The 23,262-nt window shown below is 72.6% G+C and carries 17 protein-coding genes and 1 pseudogene; 10 read left to right on the forward strand and 8 right to left on the reverse strand.

The genetic code is table 11. The features are described 5' to 3' along the window. Window positions 1-260, reverse strand: a pseudogene (locus ACFWRT_RS32085) (hypothetical protein); the annotation flags it as partial. A 559-nt stretch (window positions 261-819) separates the two neighbouring features. On the opposite strand from ACFWRT_RS32085, the gene ACFWRT_RS32090 reads away from it, so the two are divergent. Both ACFWRT_RS32090 and ACFWRT_RS32095 read left to right on the forward strand, forming a co-directional pair. Then, a complete protein-coding gene (locus ACFWRT_RS32090) occupies window positions 820-1,215 on the forward strand; it encodes a hypothetical protein (protein ID WP_380953869.1) in 396 nt (131 codons plus the stop codon). A gap of 275 nt (window positions 1,216-1,490) precedes the next feature. Continuing rightward, window positions 1,491-2,687: an FAD-dependent monooxygenase gene (locus tag ACFWRT_RS32095; protein ID WP_380953868.1), complete on the forward strand. Its 1,197-nt coding sequence runs from the start codon at window positions 1,491-1,493 to the stop codon at window positions 2,685-2,687. Window positions 2,688-2,741: 54 nt separating this feature from the next. Here the strand turns inward: ACFWRT_RS32095 and ACFWRT_RS32100 are convergent, their stop codons facing one another. Beyond that, window positions 2,742-4,031, reverse strand: coding sequence for a cation:proton antiporter (locus ACFWRT_RS32100; RefSeq protein WP_380953867.1), 1,290 nt, complete (start codon window positions 4,029-4,031; stop codon window positions 2,742-2,744). A 644-nt stretch (window positions 4,032-4,675) separates the two neighbouring features. On the opposite strand from ACFWRT_RS32100, the gene ACFWRT_RS32105 reads away from it, so the two are divergent. Continuing rightward, entirely contained in the window at window positions 4,676-6,721 is a 2,046-nt protein-coding gene (locus ACFWRT_RS32105; RefSeq protein WP_380953905.1) for a fibronectin type III domain-containing protein, read from the forward strand. 12 nt (window positions 6,722-6,733) lie between these two features. Here the strand turns inward: ACFWRT_RS32105 and ACFWRT_RS32110 are convergent, their stop codons facing one another. From ACFWRT_RS32110 to ACFWRT_RS32120, 3 genes are all read right to left on the reverse strand, one after another. Continuing rightward, a complete protein-coding gene (locus ACFWRT_RS32110) occupies window positions 6,734-7,003 on the reverse strand; it encodes a hypothetical protein (RefSeq protein WP_380953866.1) in 270 nt (89 codons plus the stop codon). Window positions 7,004-7,198: 195 nt separating this feature from the next. Continuing rightward, entirely contained in the window at window positions 7,199-7,939 is a 741-nt protein-coding gene (locus ACFWRT_RS32115) for a class I SAM-dependent DNA methyltransferase (RefSeq protein ID WP_380953865.1), read from the reverse strand. Window positions 7,940-8,025: 86 nt separating this feature from the next. After that, on the reverse strand, window positions 8,026-8,535 hold the full coding sequence (locus ACFWRT_RS32120; RefSeq protein ID WP_380953864.1) for a TspO/MBR family protein: 510 nt from the start codon (window positions 8,533-8,535) through the stop codon (window positions 8,026-8,028). 426 nt (window positions 8,536-8,961) lie between these two features. On the opposite strand from ACFWRT_RS32120, the gene ACFWRT_RS32125 reads away from it, so the two are divergent. Beyond that, entirely contained in the window at window positions 8,962-9,303 is a 342-nt protein-coding gene (locus tag ACFWRT_RS32125; protein WP_380953903.1) for an RNHCP domain-containing protein, read from the forward strand. Beyond that, window positions 9,300-9,719 carry an RNHCP domain-containing protein gene (locus ACFWRT_RS32130; protein WP_380953863.1) on the forward strand — a complete coding sequence of 140 codons (420 nt, stop codon included), beginning with the start codon at window positions 9,300-9,302 and terminating at the stop codon, window positions 9,717-9,719. The genes ACFWRT_RS32125 and ACFWRT_RS32130 overlap by 4 nt, the downstream gene beginning before the upstream one ends. A 306-nt stretch (window positions 9,720-10,025) precedes the next feature. Here ACFWRT_RS32130 and ACFWRT_RS32135 read toward each other — a convergent pair whose 3' ends face one another. The 3 genes from ACFWRT_RS32135 to ACFWRT_RS32145 are packed head-to-tail and all read right to left on the reverse strand — an operon-like array spanning window position 10,026 to window position 13,158. Continuing rightward, the gene (locus tag ACFWRT_RS32135) at window positions 10,026-10,859 is read right to left on the reverse strand and encodes a sugar phosphate isomerase/epimerase family protein (protein WP_380953862.1); all 834 of its coding nucleotides are present in this window, start codon (window positions 10,857-10,859) and stop codon (window positions 10,026-10,028) included. Further along, window positions 10,856-12,010, reverse strand: a complete 1,155-nt coding sequence (locus tag ACFWRT_RS32140; RefSeq protein WP_380953861.1) for a dihydrodipicolinate synthase family protein — start codon at window positions 12,008-12,010, stop codon at window positions 10,856-10,858. Before ACFWRT_RS32140 ends, ACFWRT_RS32135 begins: the two co-directional genes overlap by 4 nt. Next, window positions 12,007-13,158: a Gfo/Idh/MocA family protein gene (locus ACFWRT_RS32145; protein WP_380953860.1), complete on the reverse strand. Its 1,152-nt coding sequence runs from the start codon at window positions 13,156-13,158 to the stop codon at window positions 12,007-12,009. The genes ACFWRT_RS32140 and ACFWRT_RS32145 overlap by 4 nt, the downstream gene beginning before the upstream one ends. A 110-nt stretch (window positions 13,159-13,268) precedes the next feature. Between ACFWRT_RS32145 and ACFWRT_RS32150 the strand changes: the two genes are divergently transcribed. From ACFWRT_RS32150 to ACFWRT_RS32170, 5 genes are all read left to right on the forward strand, one after another. Next, window positions 13,269-14,345, forward strand: a complete 1,077-nt coding sequence (locus ACFWRT_RS32150; protein ID WP_380953859.1) for a LacI family DNA-binding transcriptional regulator — start codon at window positions 13,269-13,271, stop codon at window positions 14,343-14,345. A 230-nt stretch (window positions 14,346-14,575) separates the two neighbouring features. Then, a complete protein-coding gene (locus tag ACFWRT_RS32155; RefSeq protein WP_380953858.1) occupies window positions 14,576-17,824 on the forward strand; it encodes a type 2 lanthipeptide synthetase LanM family protein in 3,249 nt (1,082 codons plus the stop codon). Window positions 17,825-17,951: 127 nt separating this feature from the next. Then, window positions 17,952-18,146 (forward strand): hypothetical protein, encoded by a 195-nt coding sequence (locus ACFWRT_RS32160; protein ID WP_380953857.1) that lies wholly within the window; start codon window positions 17,952-17,954, stop codon window positions 18,144-18,146. Window positions 18,147-18,217: 71 nt separating this feature from the next. Next, window positions 18,218-21,133: a helix-turn-helix transcriptional regulator gene (locus tag ACFWRT_RS32165; protein WP_380953856.1), complete on the forward strand. Its 2,916-nt coding sequence runs from the start codon at window positions 18,218-18,220 to the stop codon at window positions 21,131-21,133. 222 nt (window positions 21,134-21,355) lie between these two features. After that, complete coding sequence (locus ACFWRT_RS32170) at window positions 21,356-23,248, forward strand: AfsR/SARP family transcriptional regulator (protein WP_380953855.1); 1,893 nt, start codon at window positions 21,356-21,358, stop codon at window positions 23,246-23,248. Window positions 23,249-23,262: the final 14 nt, after the last annotated feature.

Raw genomic sequence — 23,262 nt, forward strand, 5'->3', positions numbered from 1 at the left:
CCGTTGGTGTCGAGCTCGGTGCTGAACTCGCGGTAGCGGGTGTTCTGCGCCGGGATCTTGTACGGGGCGCAGAGGACGCCGCCGTTCTCCGGGACGCCGGTGAAGATCTGGGTGGCGGTCCACGGCGTCGACGACGGCGGCATCTGGGCGGCGGCGAGGAAGGCGGGCTGGGCAGCGGCCTGCACCGGGGCTGTCACGAGAGCCCCAAGGCCCAGTGCGGCAGCGGCGGCGGTGGCGAGTGCGGTGCGGAGCTTGTTCATGGTGGTGGATCCCCCGTCGGGTCGTTCGTTCGGTCAGTGCTCCACCAGCGTGGGGCCGGCGCCCGCCGGCTGCAACGAACACGCGACCACCCGTTGTCCTGGAACCATTCCACCCCCGCTGACGTGCAAAGACGTGAACGATTGGGACGCGGGGTCGAGGGGATGGAATGCCGAAGGACGCCGCCGTCCAGGAGTTCGCGGAACTCCTGCGCGCGCTGAAGGCGCGGGACGGGAGGAGGTACGAGGCGCTGAGGGCAGCGGCTGAGCATCAGCGCGCCCACCCTCCACCGCTACTGCTCGGGCGCGACCGTCCCGGAGGAGCTCGCCGTTGTCGACCGCCTCGCCCTGCTCTGCGGGGTGGACAAGGGCTCTATGAGCGGTGCAGCCTCCCGTGGCCCGTAGACCTGTCTCGGCCTCGCGCTTGTGATCTCACTTCGTCCACGTGAGGCCCCGTCGTGTCGATGAGGGATCAGAAGGTGCGGCTCCGGTGTTCCTTGGCCTGAAGTCCGGGTACCAGGCGGGCACGGCTGAACCGGCGGACGAACAGGGAGATAGCGAGATGGCGAAGAAGAAGGCCTCTGGCAGCACGGGCCCGAAGGCTGCCTCGGCAGCAAGCCGTTCCACACGGAAGGGCACGACCAAGAGCAGCAGGAAAGCCGCCGCCAGCGCACTGTCGCAGACCCCCGGCAAGGCGGGCGCGGGCGCAAAGAAGACGACAAGGGAGCAGTCGGCATCCGCTGCGGGTAAGACGGTGGGGTCCAAGAAGGGGTCGAGGTCCGAGAAGCGGGCTGCGGCAAGCGCTCTTTCCCAGGCGTCGACCACGTCCTCGGGCCGACCGCGCAAGAAGATACTCACTGCGGCCGCCAAGGTGCTGGCTGACAAGAAGTCGACCAAGGCCGAGCGCTCCGAGGCGGCGAGCACGCTCGCGCAGGCAGCGGCGTACGCGCTGAGGTAGCCGCAGGCCTCCCAGCAGCATCGTGGATCAGCGCGGCGTACGCGCTGATCCACGATGCAGGTCAGGCCACGGGTGGTCGGACAGGTTCGTCAGCCGCCGGTCTCGACGCCCGGCGTGAGAGACGGATTACGGGCCGACCGCCCCTACGTCCGATGACGCCCTCGATCAGCCGGTGGATGGGCCGTCGCGGGGAAGGTGATCATGGGCGTCGAGGCCCGTCCATCGGCGGAAGCAGGGCCTGCGTGAGGGGACCTGCTGATCGGAGGAGTCGTGTCATGGGCGAGCGTCGTGTGGTGGTGTCCGGGGCGAGTATTGCCGGGTTGTCGGCCGCTTTCTGGATGCGGCGGCTCGGTTGGCAGGTGACGGTGATCGAGCGGGCGCCCGCTTTCCGCGATGGGGGTCAGAACGTCGATGTGCGGGGCGTTGCGCGGGAGGTCTTGGACCGCATGGGGCTGTTTGATGCGGTGAGGAGCCAGAACACGACGGAGACGGGGGCGGTCTTCGTCGACGCGGACGGCCGGGTGACGGCCGAGCTGCCTTCCGATGGTCCGGACGGTGCGACGGCCGAGCTGGAGGTGCTGCGCGGTGACCTGGCACGTACCATTCACGATCACCTGCCGCCCGGTGTCGTCTCCGTCTACGGTGACACTGTCGAGACGGTAACGGAGTCCGCCGAAGGTGTCCGCATCGTCACGTCCGCCGGACGTCGGATCCGCTGCGATCTCCTGGTGGTTGCCGAGGGTGTGCGCTCGGCGACCCGCGACCGCGTCTTCACAACCGGCGAGGTGACCAGGACCGACCTCGACGTGACCATGGTCTTCGGCACGATCCCCCGCACCGAGCACGACGACAACCGGTGGCGCTGGCATACCACCACCCGGGGACGGCAGATCCATCTGCGCCCCGACCGCCACGGCACCACCCGTGCAGTCCTCTCCTTCAGCCCGGGCAACGATCTCACCGCTGTGGACCGCACGCTCGCCCTGACCCGGCTCCGGGAGCGGTACGCCGGAGCGGGCTGGCAGGCACCCCGTGTCCTCGATGCCTTCGATGCCGCTGAGGACCTCTACATCGACCAGTTGACCCAGATCAGGATGACGACCTGGCACCGTGGGCGCATCGTCATGGCGGGCGATGCCGGATGGTGTGTCACACCGATGGGCGGTGGAGGCGCATCACTCGCTCTCACCAGCGGATACGTCCTGGCCGCGCAGATCGCCGCACACCCCGGGAACACCGAGGCCGCCCTGCTGGCTTACGAAGCCTGGATGCGGCCTCTGGTCGACGATGTCCAGCGTCTGCCGCGCGGAATCAAGCACTTCGCCTATCCGCAGACCCGGACCGGCCTGGCTCTACGTCGCCTCGCCGACAGACTCCTCACCTCGTCGCCGCTCAAGCCCCTGACCGCGAAGCTCACACAGGTCGCCGCCACCGAACGCCGGTTGCCTGAGTTCCCCGATGCCGGCCGATGACACCGGCACGAGGCAGGTCGTCGAGAACTCCTCGGCCTCCTGCCGAGAGGCGCCTCACTCCCCGGCCTCGTTCCCGGCCTCTTTCCCGGCCGGGGCCTTGGCCGCGCGACGGTCGAGGTACGCCGTCACCGGGGTCGCCGCCACGCCGTGGACGACCACGGAGATCAGGACGGCGAAGACCACCACCGCCCACATCTCCCCCTCGTACCGCCCGAAGCCGCCCTCCCCCACGGCGTAGGCGAGGTAGAAGAACGAGCCGATGCCCCGGATCCCGAAGAAGGCGGTGGCCGCCCGCTCGGTCGGCAGCCCGGGACCCCGCAGCTGGGCGAGCCAGCCGGTGGCCGGGCGGATGAGGAGATGCAGGAGTACACCGATCACCGCGCCCCGCCAGGTGAGTGCGGCCAGTCCGCCCGAGGCCACGAACGCGCCCACGGCGAAGAGGAGCAGGGCCATCAGCAGGCGTTCGACCTGCTCGACGAAGCCGTGCATCACCTTGTTGTAGCCGTGGTCGCGTTCGGACCTGCGCAGGGCGCACGCGGTGGCGAAGACCGCCAGGAAGCCGTACCCGTGCAGCGCCTCGGTGACGCCGTACGACAGGAACATCGCCGCCAGCGCCACGAACCCCTCACCGTGTTCGGCGAGCCGCAGCGAGGTGGCCCGGGCCCGGAAGAGCACCCGGCCCAACAGGAGCCCGATGGCGACGCCCGCCGCCACACCCACCCCGATCCGCACGAGCACGTCACTCCACGCCCAGTGCGTCAGCCAGCCACCGGTCCAGCGCTCCCCGGCCGCCGCGAGAGCGACCGCCGCGAGGACGAAGGGGAAGGCCAGCCCGTCGTTGAGCCCCGCCTCACTGGTCAGCGCGAAGCGGACCTCGTCCTCGTCGTGCTCGTCGTCGGACGGCTCCCCCACCCGCACCTCGGAGGCGAGGACGGGGTCCGTCGGCGCGAGGGCCGCGGCCACCAGGAGCGCGGCGGAGACCGGCCAGCCCAGCAGCCACCAGACGGCGAGCGCCGTCGCCCCGATCGTCAGCGGCATCGCCACCCCGAGCAGCCGCCAGGTGGCGGCCCAGGACCGCCACCCGAAAGGGCGGTTGATGGCGAGACCCGCCCCCATCAGCGAGGTGATCACACAGAGCTCGGTGAGGTGCTGCGTCCAGACCCGGTCGGCGACCGGGTCGATCTCGGGCAGCGGCAGCGGCGCGAGGTAGAGGAGCACACCGGCGGCGAGGAACACCATCGGGACCGAGACCGGCAGACGGGAAAGCAGCCGAGGCAGCGCGGCGGCGAGGAAGGCTCCTATGCCGAGACACCCGTACACCGCACCCACGGTGGTGATCGACACGTAAGCCCTCGACTTCTGATCTCGTCCGGGCGGTTGCCCGGTGCGGTCCGGGAGCGGGCCGTCAGACCCCGGGAGTCTCTCGGGCAGGGCAGCGGGAAACAGGGGCGCCGCCTTCAAGGCGGTCATCGGAGTCCAGCGCCAGATCGTCATCGGGGCCGTAACCTGGGTGCCCGCGAGCGCAAGTTCGAAACTGCCCGCGTCCGGTGAGCCATAAGAAGGAGGGGATCGACGTGGCGCTCTTCGGCGCCACCGGGGATGCGACGCCCTTCACGAGGATCCTGATGGTGATGTATCTGGTCATGGAGTTCCCTTCGAATCCAGTGGCGCGCGGAGAATTGCCCTGAGGGATGATGTCTGCAGGGTGTGGTGGTGCGTGGTCTCGGCCGCCGACCCCACCGAGACCGCCGACGCCAAGGCACGCATGACCACCCTCCGCGACCTGCTCAGGGCTGTCCGAGGCCGACGGCCGCAAGTCCCCTGGTTCGGCAACACCCGGCGCAGCTCGCCGCATCGATGGGTGAGCAGGCGGTCGCTGCCGAAAAACGTGCGGGGATACGGACAACCCTGCCCCCGACTCACGAGTCACACAGGCGCCTGACTTTTCCTATGATCCGACTTGGTCCGAAAGGCGCCTTTTCTCTGTGATGACTCCTACCCGGCTGTCCGCGTTGGCCGCGACGGCCGCGCTCGCCACCACCGGTGGCCTGGTGACCGCCGCCGCCCCCGCCTCCGCGGCGGTCACCTGCACCTCTCCCGTCTGGAAGGCGCAGTACTTCGGCAACTCCACCTTCAGCGGCACGCCGAAGCTCACCGCCTGCGACACCGCCATCAGCGAGAACTACGGGACCGGCGACCCGGCCGGCGTCACGCTGCCCAAGGACAACTTCTCCGTCCGTTGGTCCCTCGACCGTGACTTCGGCTCGGGCGGACCCTTCCGGCTCTCCGCCGCCACGCAGGACGGCATGCGCGTCTACGTCGACGGTGTGCGGAAGATCGACCTGTGGAAGAACGTCTCCGCCACCGTCCGCAAGACCGTCGACCTGACCATCCCGGCAGGCAAGCACACGATCCGCGTGGACTTCGTCGCCTGGACCGGCGTAGCCAACGCCGCCTTCACGTACACCCCGCGCACCGAGGCCGCCGTCGACACGGTCAAGCCGCTCGCCCCGACCGGGCTCACCGCCGCGTACGACCGGACGACGGCCAGGGCCACCCTGCGCTGGGCCGCCAACAAGGAGATGGACCTCGCCGGGTACCGCGTGTACCGCCGGCTGGGCACCACCAGTTGGGCCAAGGTCAGCGGGACATCCGCGCTGACCACCCGGTCCTTCGTCGACGCCCCGCCCGCCACCGGCCAGACCTTTCTGTACGAGGTCCGCGCCGTCGACAAGGCGGGCCGCGAGTCCACCGGCAGCCCGGACGTGACGGCGACGACCCTCGACCGCACCGGGCCGGCCGCCCCCACCGGACTTGTGGTCACCACCGGCGACGGGTGGTACGACACCCTGCACTGGCAGAGGGCCGCCGACGCGGCGAAGTACGAGGTGTACGCCTCCCCCACACCTACCGGACCGTTCGAACTGCGCGGTACGACGACCACGACGTCGTACCGGACGGATGGCGCCGTGAACAAGAACACGTACTATCGGGTCCGGGCCCTTGATGCGGTCGGCAACCCGGGTGCGCACGCGGCGGTCACCAGCGACGGCGTCGACCGGATGCCGCCGACGTCCCCGACCGACCTCAACGTCTACGCCCGTCCCGGCTACACCGACCTGCACTGGCACCAGCCCGACAGTTTCACCGAGGACTACGGCAACGGCGGGTACTACCGCGTGTACCGCTCGCCCGGCAAGACGTTCGACCCGGCAGCGCGCACCCAGGTGACCTGCGTCGCGGAGGAGAGCGACGACGCCGGCAACGGCGGCAACTGCTACGACGTGGACATGCCCACGAACACGTACGTGACGTACGCCGTCACGGCGGTGGATCCGTACGGCAACGAGTCGGCATACTCCGCCCCGCTCGTCGTCCGCACCGGCGACACCGTGGCACCCGGCCCGGTCACCGGCGTGAAGGTCACCGCGCGCAATGACGGGATGCTGGTGAACTGGGCCGCCTCGCCCGAGGACGACATCGACGAGTACGTGGTGTGGAAGGGCGCCCGGCAGGCCGACGGCACGGTCAAGTGGCTCGGTCCCGACACCTGTTGGGAAGGTACGAGCGACTGGCTCGCGATCCTCTGCGGCAATCTGCCGGACGGCCAGACGCACGTGTACGCGGTGGTGGCCAAGGACCACTGGGGCAACACGCTGCACCCGAGCGACCCGGAGGTCACCGTGGTCGAGGCCACCGAACGCGACGTCCGGCCGTCCGTGACCGTCACCCGGGACTGGAGCCTCGGCCCTCTGGGCCACAACCGGACGGCCACTCGCCCGTCCGTCGACTGGCAGTGCACCGACACGGCCCGCTGCGCCACCGTCACGGGCTTCCGCGTCAGCCGGTGGAACCCGACGGCCAAGGCGTACGAGCCCCAGCACGACGGACTGCTCCCGGCGGGCGCCCGGACGTGGGAGGACGCCACGGCGACGAAGGGGGACACGTACTTCTACACGCTGGAGGCCGTGACGGCCGACGGCACCGTGGTGGGGACGTACCCGTGGTACATCGTCTTCCAGGACCGCGTCTGAGGAACCTGGGGGTCAGACCGAGGGGAACAGCTTCTTCGCGGTGCTGCAGTGGGCGGTCCTCATGTGGCGCCACAGTTGGACGATCGTCAGGCTGAACAGGGCCGTGAACGCCAGGAGGATGATGGTCATGATCTCCATCTGGCGGCCGCCGCCCCCGTCTCGGTCCAGTTGGAGGAACAGTCCCAGCAGGGAGAGCACCATGCCGCCCAGGTAGACCGAGCGGACGCGCCGTAGCTGACGTACAGCGCGAGGGGCGAGGGCTACACGCTTCATGAAGGCCATGTGCGCCTGATACCCCGGGGGCGCCCGGCCACTCACCGCCGTTGCCCCAATGGGGTGGGGGGTGCGTCGGCGAGGTGGCAGCCGTTCGGGGGTGCGGGCCGTCGCACCCCCGAACGGTGCAGGTGAGGGCCGGTGCCTTGGCCCTCAGGGGGTTATTCGGAGCTGCGGGTCGATCGGATGGGTCCGGAGCGAAAATCAAGCCGGCTTGCGCCATACGGAGATGTGTTTGGTGGAGTCCTGGGTGAACGGCGTTCCGGTCCAGTCCGCCACCCGGCGTTCCAGGCCCAGGCCCGCGATCCTCGCCATCAGGTCCAGCTCCGCCGGCCAGGCGTACCGGTGGTGGGAGTTGCCCCGACGGTAGCGGCCGTCGTCGCCGTCGCGCGTGAAGTGGTGCGAGACCTGCATCTGTGCGACCAGGTCGAACGTGTCGAAGCCGAGATGCCGCTCGGATACGTCGAACGGCACCGCGCTCTGGCCGGGAGGCAGCGACCGTAGCGGCGGTACCTGAAGCTCGATGACGAAGCGGCCACCGGGCTCCAGATGGCGGGCCGCGTTGCGGAAGCACTCCACCTGCTCGTCCTGCGTGAGCAGGTTCGAGATGGTGTTGTAGACCAGGTAGACCAGGGTGAAACCGCCGGGGACGACCGTGGTCGCCATGTCCCCGATGGTCACCGGGAGTGTGTCCTCGTCGATCTTGTGGCGCAGTACCGCCGCCATGGGTTCGGACAGTTCGATGCCCGCCACCGGTACGCCACGTTCCCGGAGCGGTACGCCCACGCGGCCCGTTCCGATGGCGAACTCCAAGGCCCGTCCTTTTCCAGCCAGTTCGGCCAGGAAGGTGAGCGTCGGGACCAGGGCGGTGAGTGAGGAGTTCTCGGCCTCCTCGGTGTCGTAGCGGTCGGCGGTCTCACGGGTCCATAGTTCGCTGCTCGTCACGGGCAGGCACTCTGCCGGGCGTCCTGGGGCGCTGTCGACGTATTAAGCCGTCGTCCGAGTCGCGCCCGCATCCGAGTCCAACGGGGTCAGTTGGCGAGCCACAGCGCCAGGTTCAGCGCCGCCGCGTAGCCCACCCACAGCAGGTACGGCACCAGCAGCCAGGCCGCGCGCCGGTCCACCCGGGCCGAGAGCAGCGCAGTGGTCACCACGGCCGCCAGCAGCAGGGCGATGTCGACGAAGGCCAGCCCGTACTGTTCGGCGGCGAAGAACAGTGGCGTCCACAGCGCGTTCAGTGCCAGTTGTACGCCCCACGCCACCAGCGCCGGTCGGCGGCCCGGGGCGGGGCGGCGGGTCACGAGCCAGGCCGCCACCGCGATCATCCCGTACAGCACCGTCCATACCGGGCCGAAAAGCCACCCGGGCGGCGCCCAGGCAGGTCGGTCCAGGGCGGCGTACGTGCTGCCCGCGTCGCCTGTCGCGAGCGCTCCGGCCGCGGCGACGCCGTAGCAGAGGGCGAGCAGCAGGAGGAGCGTGAGCCAGCTCCTCCGGCGGGATGGTGCCGCTCCGGTGGTCGGGGTGGTGGGGGTTGGTGGCATGGGCGTACTCCTGTTCCTGTTCCTGGGAGGTTCCTCCCGGGTTCTTGGGCGGGCGCGCCCACGGCGGGAGCGCCGCGCGTAAATCGGTGGTCCGCCTCCCGTTCCCGTTGTTACGGTGCTTCCGCCTTGTCGCGGTGCCGACCGCAGGTGACCTCTGGGCCGTGTGCCCTGGAAAGCAGTTGATGTATGCCCCGGTCAGTGACTCCGAGCCTCCCTCGTCGCGCCCACGACGCCGGGGTGACCGGGCCTGACCGCCTGCGCAGCCGTACGTTCACCGTCTGCTGACGCTCCACGGCCTACGGCTTCTCCCCCACGCCCTTCGGCACTCCGCCGCGAGGGGTGCTCGGTACTTCCCTGCTGCTTTCTTCCTCACCTTCGGCAAGGAGTATCCGGGTGTCCTACGACCACCCCCAGCACCGCTCAGCCATGTCCTCCCTCTCCAGCTTCACCTGCGTCCGCTGCGGCCTGACCGTCGCCGCGTCCGCGCCCGACGGCAGTCGGCGCAACCACTGCCCGAGCTGCCTGCACTCCCAGCACCTCGTCGACCACGTCGAGGGCGGTCCCTCCGACTGCGAGGGCCGGATGACTCCGATCTCCATCGCCGTGCTCCGCACCGGTGACTGGATGGTCGTCCATCGCTGTGTCCGTTGTGACGAGCTGACCTCGAACCCCGTCTGCGGGGACGACAACCAGCTCATCCTGATGCGGATGGCCGTACGTCCCCTCGCGCAGCCACCGTTCCCGCTCGAAGCGTTCGGTGACCTGTGACCCGGCGCGGAGCCCGGTCGGGCGGGGCGCGTCGTCCTCAGCGTCCTAAGGACGTGCTGCACGGGCCCGCCGGGGCGCGCGGTGACGCGTTCCGGTGCGTTGGCTGCCGGCTCGATGTCTCGCTCGTCGCGCCGGGCACCGCCCATCGCAACCACTGCCCGTCCTGCCTGGTCAGCCTGCACGTGGACCGGCGGGTGCCGGGTGACCGGGCGGCGGGCTGCGGTGGGCGGATGGCGGCGCTGAGCCTGTCCGTACGGACGGACGGGGAGTGGATGCTCATCCACGCCTGCCTGACCTGCGGCGAACTCAGCGCCAACCGCATCGCGGGCGACGACAACGCGCTGGCCCTGATCCGGCTGGCGCTGCGGCCGCTCGCGGACGCCGGTATCCCCGCGCGGGTCATGCTCGCGCTGTGATCCGGGGAGAGTGTGAGTGACCGGGGCCGTCCGGTGTCTGCCGGGCGGCCCCCGGAACCGTGGTCCGTCACCCGCCGGTCCAGAAAGCAAAGGGCCGGGAAAGCAAAGGGCCGGGAAGCAAAGGGCCGGGAAAGCAAGAATGGGGCCCGGCCTTGCGGCCGGACCCCCCTCGCTTTCCCCCCCGTCGGGTCTTCCCGTTCCCCCCGGACCCCTCCCCGGAAGTCCCGACGCCATGTGTGACCCGGGAGGGTACGCAAAGGTTGCAGCCCTTTACGATCTCTTTACTTTCGGTCTCGATCAGGGCTCTCAGCAGGCATGTTGCAGATAGCGCTCCGCGACCTCCGCCAGGACTTCGGCCCCGTCCCGGGCCCACAGCGCCTCGTTGAAGATCTCCACCTCGATCGGGCCGCCGAAGCCCGCCGCCTCCACGTGCCGGCGCCACGCGCGGAAGTCCACCGTGCCGTCGCCCAGTTGGCCCCGGCCCAGCAGAACGCCCGCCGGGAGCGGGGTGATCCAGTCGGCCAGTTGGAAGGAGTGGATGCGGCCGCCCGCCCCGGCCCGGGCGATCTGCGCGGGCGCCCGGTCGTCCCACCAGACGTGGTACGTGTCGACGACCACCCCCACCTGCTCGGCCGGGAAGCGTTCCGCGAGGTCCAGGGCCTGGGCGAGGGTGGAGACCACGCAGCGGTCCGACGCGAACATCGGGTGCAGCGGTTCGATCGCCAGGCGTACGCCGCGCTCCGCCGCGTACGGGGCGAGTTCGGCCAGCGCCTCCGCCACGCGTTCGCGAGCGCCGCACAGGTCCCGGCTACCGGGCGGGAGACCGCCGGAGACCAGGACCAGGGTGTCCGTGGAGACGGTCGCCGCCTCGTCGATCGCCCGGCGGTTGTCGTCCAGGGCGGCGGCCCGTTCCGCCGGGTCCGGGGCGGTGAGGAAGCCGCCCCGGCAGAGGCTGGTGACGGTGAGCCCGGCGTCCGCCAAGAGCCTTGCCGTGCGCTCGACGCCGTACGCCTGGACCGGCGCCCGCCACAGGCCCACCTGGCCGATGCCCGCCTTGACGCAGCCCTCCGCCAGCTCGGGCAGCGACCACTGCTTGATCGTCTCCTGGTTGAGCGAGAGGCGGGCGAGGCCGTCGGTCATCGTGCTCCTCCATGGACCGCCAGGAGCCCTCGCATACGGTGTGCCGCCAGCTCCGGGTCCGGGAACAGGCCCAATCCGTCCGCCAGTTCGTACGCCTTCGCCAGGTGCGGCAGCGAGCGGGCCGACTGGAGGCCGCCCGCCATCGTGAAGTGGTCCTGGTGGCCGGCCAGCCAGGCCAGGAACACCACGCCCGTCTTGTAGAAGCGGGTAGGGGGCTGGAAGAGGTGGCGGGAGAGTTCGACCGTGGGGTCCAGGAGGGTCCGGAAGCCTGCCGTGTCGCCTGTGTCCAGCACCCGTACCGCGTGGGCCGCCAGCGGGCCCAGCGGGTCGAAGATGCCCAACAGGGCGTGGCTGAAGCCGCGTTCGTCCCCCGCGATCAGCTCCGGGTAGTGGAAGTCGTCGCCCGTGTAGCAGCGCACCCCGCCCGGGAGGCGGCGGCGTACGTCGATCTCGCGGGCCGCGTCCAGGAGGGAGATCTTGATGCCGTCGACCTTGTCCGGGTGTTCGGCGATCACCTTCAGGAACGTGTCCGTGGCCTCGTCCAGGTCGGCGCTGCCCCAGTAGCCCTCCAGCGCCGGGTCGAACATCGGGCCCAGCCAGTGCAGGATCACCGGCTCCCTCGACTGGCGCAGGAGGTGTGCGTACGTGGCCAGGTAGTCCTCCGGGCCCCGGGCCGCCTTCACCAGGGCGCGGGACGCCATCAGGATCGGCTGTACGCCGTTCGCCTCGGCCAGGGACAGTTGTTCCTCGTACGCCGATCCGACCTCGGCCAACGTCGGCTCGGAGGAGGGTAGTAGCTGGTCGGTGCCGACTCCGCAGGCGATCCGGCCGCCTACCGCCCTCGCCTCCGCCGCCGACCGGCGGATCAGCTCGGCCGCGCCCGCCCAGTCCAGGCCCATCCCGCGCTGCGCCGTGTCCATCGCCTCCGCGACGCCCAGGCCGTGCGACCAGAGGTGGCGGCGGAAGGCGAGCGTGGACTCCCAGTCGACGGCCGCCGGGTCGTCCGGGCTGACGTCCGCGTACGGGTCCGCGACCACGTGGGCCGCCGCGAAGACCGTACGGGAGGTGGGGGGCGTCCCAGCGGCCGCCAGGTCCAGCGGGGTGGCGCGCGGGGTGTACGGGCCCTGGGGCAGCGGGACGATCGCCGTCACAGCGTCAGCTCCGGGATCTCGAAGCGGCGGCCCTCCGCCGACGACTTCAGTCCCAGCTCGGCGAGTTGGACGCCCCGGGCGCCGGCCAGCAGGTCCCACGTGTACGGCTCGTCCAGCGCCACATGGCGCAGGAACAGCTCCCACTGCGCCTTGAATCCGTTGTCGAACTCCTGGTTGTCCGGGATCTCCTGCCACTGGTCGCGGAACGGTTCCGTGACCGGCAGGTCCGGGTTCCAGACCGGCTTGGGCGTCGAAGAGCGGTGCTGTACGCGGCAGTTGCGCAGGCCCGCCACCGCCGAGCCGTGCGTGCCGTCCACCTGGAACTCCACCAGCTCGTCGCGGTTGACCCGGACCGTCCAGGAGGAGTTGATCTGCGCGACCGCCCCGCCCGCCAACTGGAAGATCCCGTACGCCGCGTCGTCGGCGGTCGCCTCGTACGGCTTGCCGTGCTCGTCCCAGCGCTGCGGAACGTGCGTCTGCACATGGGCCGTTACGGAGGTGACCTGGCCGAACAGCTCGTGGAGCACGTACTCCCAGTGCGGGAACATGTCCACGACGATGCCGCCGCCGTCCTCGGTCCGGTAGTTCCAGGACGGGCGTTGGGCCTCCTGCCAGTCGCCCTCGAAGACCCAGTAGCCGAACTCCCCCCGGATGGACAGGATCTCGCCGAAGAAGCCGCCGCCGATCAGACGCTTCAGCTTCAGCAGGCCCGGCAGGAAGATCTTGTCCTGGACCACGCCGTGCTTGATACCCGCGTCCCGGGCTAGGCGGGCCAGGTCGAGGGCGCCCTCCACGTCCGTGGCCGTGGGCTTCTCCGTGTAGATGTGCTTGCCGGCGGCGATGGCCTTCTTGACCGACTCCACCCGGGCCGAGGTGACCTGGGCGTCGAAGTAGACGTCGATGGTGTCGTCCGCCAGCACCGCGTCCAGGTCCGTCGACCACTCGGTCAGGCCGTGCCGGGCCGCCATCTCCTCCAGGGCGTGGGCGCGGCGGCCGACGAGGACGGGCTCCGGCCAGAGCACCTCGCCGTCGCCCAGGTCCAGGCCGCCCTGCTCGCGGATCGCGAGGATCGAACGCACCAGATGCTGCCGGTATCCCATGCGACCCGTGACGCCGTTCATGGCGATGCGCACTGTCCTGCGTGTCACGAAGTTCCCTCCATACAGCCGTAGCAAGCGCTTTCTATAGGAGATGACGCTAGCCTGCGGACAGCGGCCGGACAAGAGGGGCGCCGCACGTGACCTCACGGAGGAAAGCGATGACAGTCACCCTGGCGGACGTGGCGGCCCGCGCCCGGGTGTCCCCGGCCACCGTCTCCCGTGTGCTCAACGGCAACTACCCGGTCGCCGCGTCGACCCGGGAGCGGGTGCTGCGCGCGGTGGACGACCTGGACTACGTGCTCAACGGGCCCGCCAGTTCGCTGGCCGCCGCCACCTCCGACCTGGTCGGCATCCTGGTCAACGACATCGCCGACCCCTTCTTCGGGATCATGGCGGGGGCCGCGCAGACCCAGATCGGCGGGCCCGGGGACGGTTCCGGGCGGGCGGGCGGCGAGAAGCTGGCCGTCATCTGCAACACCGGCGGCTCCCCCGAGCGCGAGCTCACCTACCTCACCCTCCTCCAGCGCCAGCGCGCCGCCGCCGTCGTCCTCACCGGGGGCGCGGTCGAGTACCCGGAGCACCAGGCCGCGATGGCCGCGAAGCTGGCCAAGATGGCGGACGCGGGCACCCGGATCGTCTTCTGCGGGCGGCCCCCGCTCCCCCAGGGGGACGCGCTCGTCGCCGCGCTCGCCTTCGACAACCGGGGCGGCGGGCGGCGGTTGACCGAGCACCTGATCTCGCTGGGCCACCGCAGGATCGGTTACGTCGCCGGGCCCCCCGAACGCACCACCACCCGGCACCGTCTTGAAGGCCACCGTGAGGCGCTGCGGGGCGCCGGGCTCGGCGCGGAGGCCGGGGACGCGGAGCGGCTCACCGTGCACGGGCCCTACGACCGGCGCTCCGGGTACGAGGCCACCCTCGACATACTGCGCCGGGACCCGACCGTGACCGCCGTCGTCGCCGCCAACGACACCGTGGCGCTGGGCGCTTGCGCCGCCGTACGGGACCAGGGGCTGCGCATCCCGCAGGACATCTCGGTGGCGGGCTTCGACGACCTGCCGTTCTCGGTGGACGCCGTCCCCGCGCTGACGACCGTACGGCTGCCGCTCTTCGAGGCGGGCGCGCGGGCCGGGCGCATCGCCATGGGCAAGGAGAACCCGCCGCCCGGGGGCATCGCCACCATCGCGGCCGAGCTGATGATCCGGGGGTCCACGGCTCCGCCCCGGGTGGGGTGAGGTCCCTCCTCGACGCGACCGCCAGGCTCCTCCGCGCAGCCATCGGGGCTCGTCCGCGCAGCCACTCGGGCTCCTCCGCGAAGCCACTCGGGCTCCTCCGCGCAGCTCCCGGACCCCTCTGCGGGCCGGGGGGCGAAAGATGGGGGCAACTCCCCCATGCGCCGCGCGAGTCCCCCCTCCAGGATGGTTCGTGAGCGGTCCGGTGGGCTGCTCCCGACCTGGGAGGTGCGGTGGAGAAGGAACTGATCGGCAGCGGCGGTACGGGGGCTGCTGCCCGGCTCGCCCTCCCGGGTACCCACGGGTCCGCCGGCGCGAACGCGTCCGCCGCCCCTGTCGCATCCGCCCTGTCTGCCGCGTCCGCCGGAGTGGGCGTCATCGCCGCCGCGGCGGCCCGCACGAACCCCACGGACACGGACCACTCGTACATGGACCACGCCGACACGGACCACCCGTACGCGGACCACGCCGACGCGAACCGCCCGCCCACGAACAGCAACGGCAACGGCAACGGCACCAGCAACGCCCCCGCTCCCCGCGCCAACCCCTGGTGGCTCCCCGGAGTCGTCGGGGAGCCGCCCATGGGCGAGCCCGACTGGGTCGTCTTCGTCCGGGCCGTCATCGCCGACGCGCCGGCCGAGGCCGTCGTCCCCAGGCGGGAGTACCCGGGGCTCTCCGGATTCGCCCTCGTCGTGGCCCCGTTCGCCGAGCGGGCCGCCGGCCGGCTGCTGACCTCGCCGTCCAACAACGCCGTACGGGCCGGGACGGCCGTCGGGCTCGCCCCCGTACTGGAGGACTTCCGGTCCCACCTGGTCGGCCGGCTGGCCCGGCTCGCGGCGCGGACGCTCGTACTGGAGCTGTACAAGGCGCGGCGGGCGGGGCGGCTGGCCGGGGAGGGGCCGAAGGAGCGGTTCCGGGACTTCGTGCGGCGGACGGCGGGGCGGGACGGGCTCGCGGCCTTCCTCACCGCCTATCCCGTGCTGGCCCGCATCCTGGCCCGCACGAGTCTGGCCGCCGCCGACGCCCTCACGGAGATGCTCGGGCGGCTCGCCGACGACCGGGAGCTGCTGGCCGCCTCCGGTGTGCTGGGCGAACGGGGGCCCGGCACCTCGCCGGGGACGCTCGCCGCCGGTCGGGGTCCGGGGGCGCTGACCGGGGTCGAGGCCGGGGCGGGGGACAGTCACCGCGGGGGCCGCTCGGTGATGCTGCTGCGGTTCACCGACGGGACCCGGCTGGTCTACAAGCCGCGCCCGCTGGCGGCGCACCGGCACTTCAACTCCCTGGTGGAATGGTTCGGTTCGCTCCCCGGAACGCCGGATCTGCGGGCGCTGCGGGTGCTGGACCGGGGTGAGTACGGATGGGTGGAGTTCGTCGAGGAGCGGCCCTGCTCGTCCACCGCGGAGACCCATCTCTTCTACCGGCGCCAGGGCGCGCTGCTGGCCCTGCTCCACCTCCTGGACGGGACCGATCTGCACCAGGAGAACCTCATCGCCTGCGGGCCGCACCCGGTCCTGGTCGATGTGGAGACCCTGTTCCATCCGCCGCTCTCCCAGGCGCACTCCGCCGACCCCGCCGCCCGTGCCCTGCACGCCTCGGTCCACCGGGTCGGGCTGCTCCCCCAACTGCTGGTCGGGGACTCGGCCGCGCTCGACGTCTCCGCGATCGGCGGCGGCCGGGCCGCCCCCTCCCCCATCGAGACCGCCGACTGGGCGGACGCGGGCACGGACACCATGCGGCTGGTACGGCGCTCCGCGCGGTTCACCGAGTCCGCCAACCGGCCCCGGCTGGACGGGGTCCCCGCCGATCCGTCCGCGTACACCGACGCCCTGTGCGAGGGGTTCCGCGCCGGCTACACCGCGATCAGCGACTACCGCGACGAACTGCTCGGCAAGCGCGGCCTGTTGACGGACTTCGCGCAGGACGAGGTACGGGTCGTGCCCCGGCCGACCTGGGCTTACACCACGCTGCTCGACGAGTCGACCCACCCCGACCTGATGCGGGAGGCCGCCGAACGCCATCAGGTCCTCTCCCTGCTGCGCACCCCCGCCCTGGGCGTGCCCGCGCTGCCCGGTCTGGAGGACGAGGAGATCGAGGAGCTGTGGGCCGGCGACGTGCCGGTCTTCCTCACCCGGCCCGGCTCCCCGGAGCTGTGGAGCGGCACCGGGCGCGAGGTGCCGCCCGCACCGGGGCCCACCGGTCTGGCCCGGGTGGAGGCGAAGGTACGGGCCATGGACACGGTGGACCGCCTGGACCAGGAACGGATCATCCGGGCCGCCATGGTGTCCACCTCCCCCGAACCGCCGCACCGGGCGGAGGGCGGCGCGCGGCCCCGGACGGCCGCGACGGCCCCCGAGCCGGAGCAACTCCTCTCCGCCGCACGCTCGGTGGGCGACCAGCTCGTCTCGCTCGCCTACCGGCACGAGGCCCGCACCAACTGGATCGGCCTGGAACTGCTCGGCGAACGCTACTGGCGGCTCGCGCCGATGGCGGCCGATCTCGCCGGCGGCTACACCGGCCCCGCGCTCTTCCTCGCCCAACTGGCCGCCCTCACCGGCGCCGACCGGTACGCCGAGGCGGCCCGTGAGGCGCTGGCCCCGGTGCCCGGGCTGCTGGACGCGCTGCACGGCCGGGTCGACGACCTCGCGGTGCTGGGCTCGGGCGCCTTCGCGGGCCTCGGCGGCATCGCGTACGCCCTGGCCGAGGTGGGAGGGCTGCTCGGTGACCGTACGGTGCTCGACCTGGCGGGCCCGGCCACCCGGCTGGCCTGCGCGGCGAGTGCCGCCGAGGAGGGGTACGGGGTGCGCGGCGGGGCGGCCGGCGGGCTGGTCTCCCTGCTCGCGGTGCACCGCACCACCGGGCGGCCCGAAGCCTGGCGGGGCGCCGAGCGCTGCGCCGAGCGGATCTCCGTGGCGCCGCACCCGGCGGCCGGGGGCTTCGCGGAGGGGGCCGCGGGCATCGGCTGGGCGCTGCTGCGCTTCGCCGCGGCGGGGGGCGGTGAGCAGTACCGTACGGCGGGGCTGCGGGCCCTGCGCCGGGCGACCGTCGAGGTGGCGGGGGGCCGGGCCTGGTGCGAGGGGGCCGCGGGGGTGGCCCTCGCGGTCGCGGACAGCCCGGACGCCCTCGTCGATCCCGACCTGCGCGGCTGGCTGGCGGAGCGGGCCGGTGAGCTGGCCGACTGCGCCCCGCTCGCCGACGACAGCCTCTGCCACGGCGAGCTCGGGCTGCTGGAGCTGCTCGGCCACCCGGCCCTGACCGGCGACCGCACCCCGTGGGTGCGCCGGGCCGGGACGCTGCTGGCCGCCGCCGACCGGGAGGGGCCGCGCTGCGGGACCCCCGGCCACGTACCGCACCCGGGGCTGCTCACCGGCCTCTCGGGGATCGGGCACGGACTGCTGCGGGCGGGGTTCCCCGACCGGATCGGCTCCGCGCTGCTGCTCAACCCGTCCGCGCCGCCACCCAACGCGTCCGCGGGGGTCGGGTGAGAGGCCCTCCCGCAGCCGGTGGCGGGCCCCCGCATCGTTCTTATCCCTAGCCGATTCACCGTCAGAAACCTTTGGTTCAGCGTTCATTCCGTTCAGGCTTCAGCACCCAGCAGAGAATGAGGCAGACATGACGCACATCAGCGAATCCGCGATCCAGGGATCCGGCCCGCTCGCCCACGAGGGCGCGTACGACCACCCGGCCGGGCAGATCTCCCTCGGCATCGGCGGCGGGCTGGGGATGCGCAGCAGGCTCCTGAGCGCCTCGGAGGGCGAGGCCGGCAACACGATCGACCTGCCGTGGACCACCATGATCCCCCTTTAACCGCACCTCGGCCCGCATTGTGGCGCATTGGGCCACTGCCGCATGAGTTACGACTCAAGTAGCCTGCGCCCATGCGCGCCACTTCGCCGGTCATCGTCGGGCGGGACGAGGAGATCGGCCTGCTGAGCAGCGCCCTGGACGCCGTGCAACGGCGTTCAGGGCGCGCCTTGTTCTTCGTCGGCGAGGCGGGGATCGGGAAATCCCGGCTGGTGGGTGAAGCCGCCTACCGGGCCTACGGTCTCGGCATGCCCGTGCTGCGCGGCCGGGCCACGTCCACCGGTCTCGTCGTCCCTTTCCGGCCACTCGTGGAGGCGCTCTCCTCCCGCTTCCGGGCCGCCGGCACCCCGACCGACCCCGAGCTCGCCCCGTACCATCCCGCGCTGGCCCGGCTGGTCCCCGAGTGGCGCCAGGAGGCCTCCCCCGGCTATCCGGAGACCGTCGTCGAGCTGGCGGAGGCGCTGCTGCGGCTGCTGTCCGTGCTGGGCCGGGAGTCCGGCTGCGCGATCCTCCTGGAAGACCTCCACGACAGCGACACGGAGACCGTCGCGGTGGTCGAGTACGTCATCGACAACCTCGCCGACCTGCCGATCCTGCTCCTGGGCACGCTGCGCCCGGAGGCGGGGGCCGCGCTCGATCTCGTACGGTCCGCCGAGCGGCGCCAGGCCGCCTCCGTAAGGGAGTTGAAGCCGCTGGCCGACGAGCAGATGCGGACACTGACCGCGGCCTGTCTGGAGGCGGCGCCCGAGGAGATACCCCCGGTGGTGCACCAGCGGCTGGCCGAACGGGCGGGCGGCAACCCGTACTTGGTGGAGGTGCTGCTCGCGGATCTGCTCGACACCGGCCAGTTGCGCCGGGCGGAGGGCGGCTGGGAGGCGGCCGAGCAGCCCGGCGGACCGGTCCCCTCGGGCATCGTGCGGAGCTGGACCCGAAGACTCGACCGGCTGGACGAGCCGGTCCGGGACCTCTTACTCGCGGCGGCCACCCTGGGCGGCCAGTTCTCGGTCTCCGTCCTCCAGACCGTCACCGGTTTCGAGGACCGGGCCCTCTTCACCCATCTGCGGTCCGCCGTCGAGGCGGGCGTGATCGCCCCCGACGGCGCCGCCCCCGATCGGTACGCCTTCCGCCACTCCCTCACCGCCGAGGCCCTGATCTCCTCGCTCGCCCCGGCCGAGCGCGCCTCGCTCGCCCGCCGCGCCGCAGGGTCCATCGAGCACTCCGGCCACCCGCTCGACGAGGACGGGCAGCAGCTCGTCGCCTCCCTGCACCTGGCAGCCGGCAACCGTGCGGGCGCGGCCCTGCGGTTCGCGGAGGCCGGACGGCGAATGCTCGCCTCGGGGGCCCACGGTTCGGCCGTGGTGCTGCTGGAGCGGGCCTGCCCGCTGGCCGCCGACGCCGACCGGGCCGCGATCTCCGAGTCGCTGGCGGTCGCCCGGGCCGAGGGCGGTGACCTGGACGCCGCCCTGGAGCTGGCCGATTCGCTGCCGCCGGTTCCGGCACGCACCGAGGCCGCCGAGCGGCGCGGCGAGGTCCACATCAAGATCGCCTGGGTGGCCGTGATGGCCGAGCGGGCGGCCGACGCGGCCCGCCAGATCGAGGCCGCCCGCACCCTGCTGGGCCACGATCCGGCCCCTGGCCGCCATGCCGCGCTCGCCGTCGCCGACGCCCATCTCGCCCTGCTGCCCGGCCAGGAGCACCGGCGCCCCGGGGAGACCGAGCAGGCCGCGCGCGAGGCGGCGGAGATCGCGGAGGCGGAAGGCCTGCCCGTAGTCGCCTGTCAGGCCTGGCAGTTGCTGGCGCTGCTGCTGCGGGAGAAGGGGTTCGACGCGGCGGACGGCTGCCTGGAGCGGATGCTCGCGCTCTCCACCGAGCACGGGCTGCCCGTGTGGCGGGTGGAGGCGCTGGTGCGGCTCGGGGCGAACGCCTTCATGCGGACCGGGGACGCCTCCCGGCTGCGTTCGGCTCGGGCCGCCGCCATCGAGCTGGGCGCGCTGCTGCTGACGCAGACGGTGGACGGGCTGCTCGCCATGAACGCGGTGCTGTGCGGGCGTTGGGACGAGGCGCAGGGGATCATCGACCGTTCACTGGAGGCCAGCGCCCGGGTCGGCAACCACTCGGCGCTGCGCTATCTGCTGCTCTCCGCCGCCACGATGGCCGCGCACCGGGGGCGGCGGCGGGACATGGACCGCGCGCTGGCCGCCTTCCGGCGGGCGGGCGGTGAGCAGTCGCTGCTCGTGCCGCACCAGTTGGGGCTGTGCAAGGCGATCGGCGCGCTCCTGGAGGAGGACCGGGAGCGGGCGCTCGCGGGGCTGGACGCGGTGCTGGCCTGGGAGCGGGACCACCCCAGCTACTTCTACCTGAGCGGGAGTTACGGGCTGCGCCCCTTCCTGCGGGTGCTGGCGGGGGCGGCCGACCGGGCGGAGTACGAGACGGTACGCGCCTCGCCCGGGGCCCAACTGGCCTGGAACGGACAGTTCCTGGAGCTGGCCGATGCGGTGCTGCTGGGCCGGGCCGGCGACCGGGCCGGGGCCGCCCGGCTGGTGGCCTCCTTCGACGCCCGGGCCCTGCCCTTCCCGGTCGCCCGCCACCTCGGGCTGCGCCTGGTCGCGGACGCGGCCCGCGCCGACGGGTGGGGCGAGCCGGTGGCCTGGCTGCGGCGGGCCGAGGAGTTCTTCTACGGGGTCGGGGCGCAGGCGGTCGCCTCGGCGTGCCGGGCGGCGCTGCGGCAGGCGGGGGCGAGCGTCACCCAGCACCGGGGCGGCTGGGACCGCATCCCGCTGCCGCTGCGGACCAGCGGGGTGACCCCGCGCGAGTACGAGGTGTTCGTGCTGCTCCCGGAGCGGCCGGGCAACCAGCAGATCGCCCGGCGGCTGTCGATATCGCCGCGCACGGTGGAGAAGCACATGGCCAGCCTGCTCAGCAAGACGGGCCGGGCGGACCGCTCGGCGCTGTGCGAGTTCGCGGCGGAGTGCGCGGTGGAGCCGGCCTGAGGAGGGCAGAGGTGGCCTGGGGGGCTGAGGGCGTCTGGGGGCCTGGGGCCCGGGGAGGCCTGGGGGCGTGCTCCCACAACATGGGGGTGCGGAGCGCTTTCGGTCGGGTGTGCGGGCGGAACATACGCGCAGTGCCCCGATGTGCGCGTGCCGTGACGGCGGCAGGATCGGAAACGTGCGTACGGCAGTCCGCCACCCGTCCCCGCTACCGGAGGCCCGCTGATGATCCGACCTCCCGCCCGCCCGGCCCCCGCCGGTACGGTGTACTTCTCGCTGCTCGGCCCGCTCACCGCCGTACGGGACGGCCGCCCGCTCCCGCTCGGCCCGCGCAAACAGCGCCTCGTCCTGGCCACCCTGCTCGCCCGCCCCAACACCCCGGTCCCCGTGGACGTGTTGACGGACGCGGTGTGGCCCGAGGACCCTCCCCGTACCGCGCGCAAGAACCTCCAGGTGTACGTGAGTGCCGCCCGCGCCCTGCTCGGCTCCCCCGGTGACGACGGCCGGGACCGGGTCGTCCACGGCTGCGGCGGCTACCGGCTCACCATCGACGAGGGCGAGCTGGACACCCTGCGCTTCCGCTCCCTGGCCCGCGCCGGGCGGGCCGCCCATGAGCGCGGCGACCTGCGGAAGGCGGCCCGGCTGCTGCGCGAGGCGCTGGACCTGTGGGAGGGGCCGCCGCTGGACGACCTGCGGGACTCCACCGGGGTGGCGGAGGAGGCCGAGCGGCTGGAGGCCCGCTGCCTGACCGTGTACGAGGACTGGGCCGAGACCGAGATCGAGCTCGGCCGGGCCGCCGTCGCGGTGGACGGCCTGCGTGACCTGGTGGAGCGCCACCCGCTGCGGGAGCGGTTGCGGGTGGCCTGGATGAACTCGCTGCACCAGTCGGGGCGGCAGGCCGAGGCGCTGGCGGTCTACGACGACTACCGGCAGTTGCTGGCACGGGAGTTGGGGCTGGAGCCGAGTCCGGCGATGGCGGCCCTGTACCGGGCGATGCTGGGCCGGGGCCGTACCGCCCGCCCCTCGGCGGCCGGCCGGGACACCGCGCACGGTACGGCGCTGCCCGCCGCACCGAGGGACTTCACCGGCCGCCGCGAGGAGCTGCGGGAGCTGCTGGCGCTGCTGGGGTCTCCGGACGAGCGGGTGGTGGTCGTGTCCGGGCCCGCGGGCTCCGGCAAGTCGGCGCTGGCCCTGCGGGCGGCTCATCTGCTCGACGACGGCTTCCCCGACGGGCGGTTCCACGTCCAGGTCCGGCGGGAGGACGGCTCGGCCCGTACCCCGGCCGAAGTCCTGGGCGAGCTGGGGAGGTTGTGCGGGATGCGGGTGCCGGCGACTTCTGCCGTTCCGGTTGAGTCGACCGTAGCGGCTGATGCGGCGGTGCCTGCCGGGCCCGAGGGCGGCGCGGTGACGGCGGCCGTGTCGCAAGAGGCGGCGGACGCCTGGCAGCGGTGGCTGTCGCTGCACCGGGCGCTGATCGTCCTCGACGACGTACCGGACGAGGCTTTCGTACGAGGGCTGCTGCCCCGGTCCGGGCCGTCCTCGGTGGTGCTCACCGCGCGCGGGCAACTGGCGGGGCTGGCCCCCGTGCACCGGATCGCGCTGGGCGCCCTGGCGGACGGCGAGGCGTTGGAGCTGCTGGGCAAGCTGATCGGGGCCGGGCGGTTGCGGACCGATCCGGCGGCGGCCCTGCGGATCGTCCGGGCCTGCGGCGCGCTGCCGTTGGCGGTGGGGGTGGGCGGGATGCGGCTGGCGGTCCTGCGCCATCTGCCGCTGGCGGAGTACGCGGACCGGCTCGGCGATCCGTCGGCCGCCCTGGACGAGCTGGTCGCCGGGGACGTCTCCGTACGGCTGCGCATGGCGTCCGGGTGGCAGGACCTGTCGGCGGACGACCGGCGGGCGCTGGGGCGGCTGGCGGGGCCCGCGCAGGAGGGCGGCTTCACTCTGGACGGGGCGATGGAGGCGCTGGGGTGCGGGGAGCGGGCCGCGATCCGTACCGTCGAGTCGCTGATCGACGCGGGGGCGGTGACCTCGCCGGCCGGGGAGGTCACCGCCCACGCCGCGCTGTACGAAGTGCCGCGGCTGCTCTGTCTGTACGCGCGCGAGCGGGAGGAAGGGTGAGGAACCCGGGGCCC

It is taken from the genome of Streptomyces cyaneofuscatus, from assembly GCF_042718795.1.
GTDB lineage: Bacteria > Actinomycetota > Actinomycetes > Streptomycetales > Streptomycetaceae > Streptomyces > Streptomyces cyaneofuscatus_A.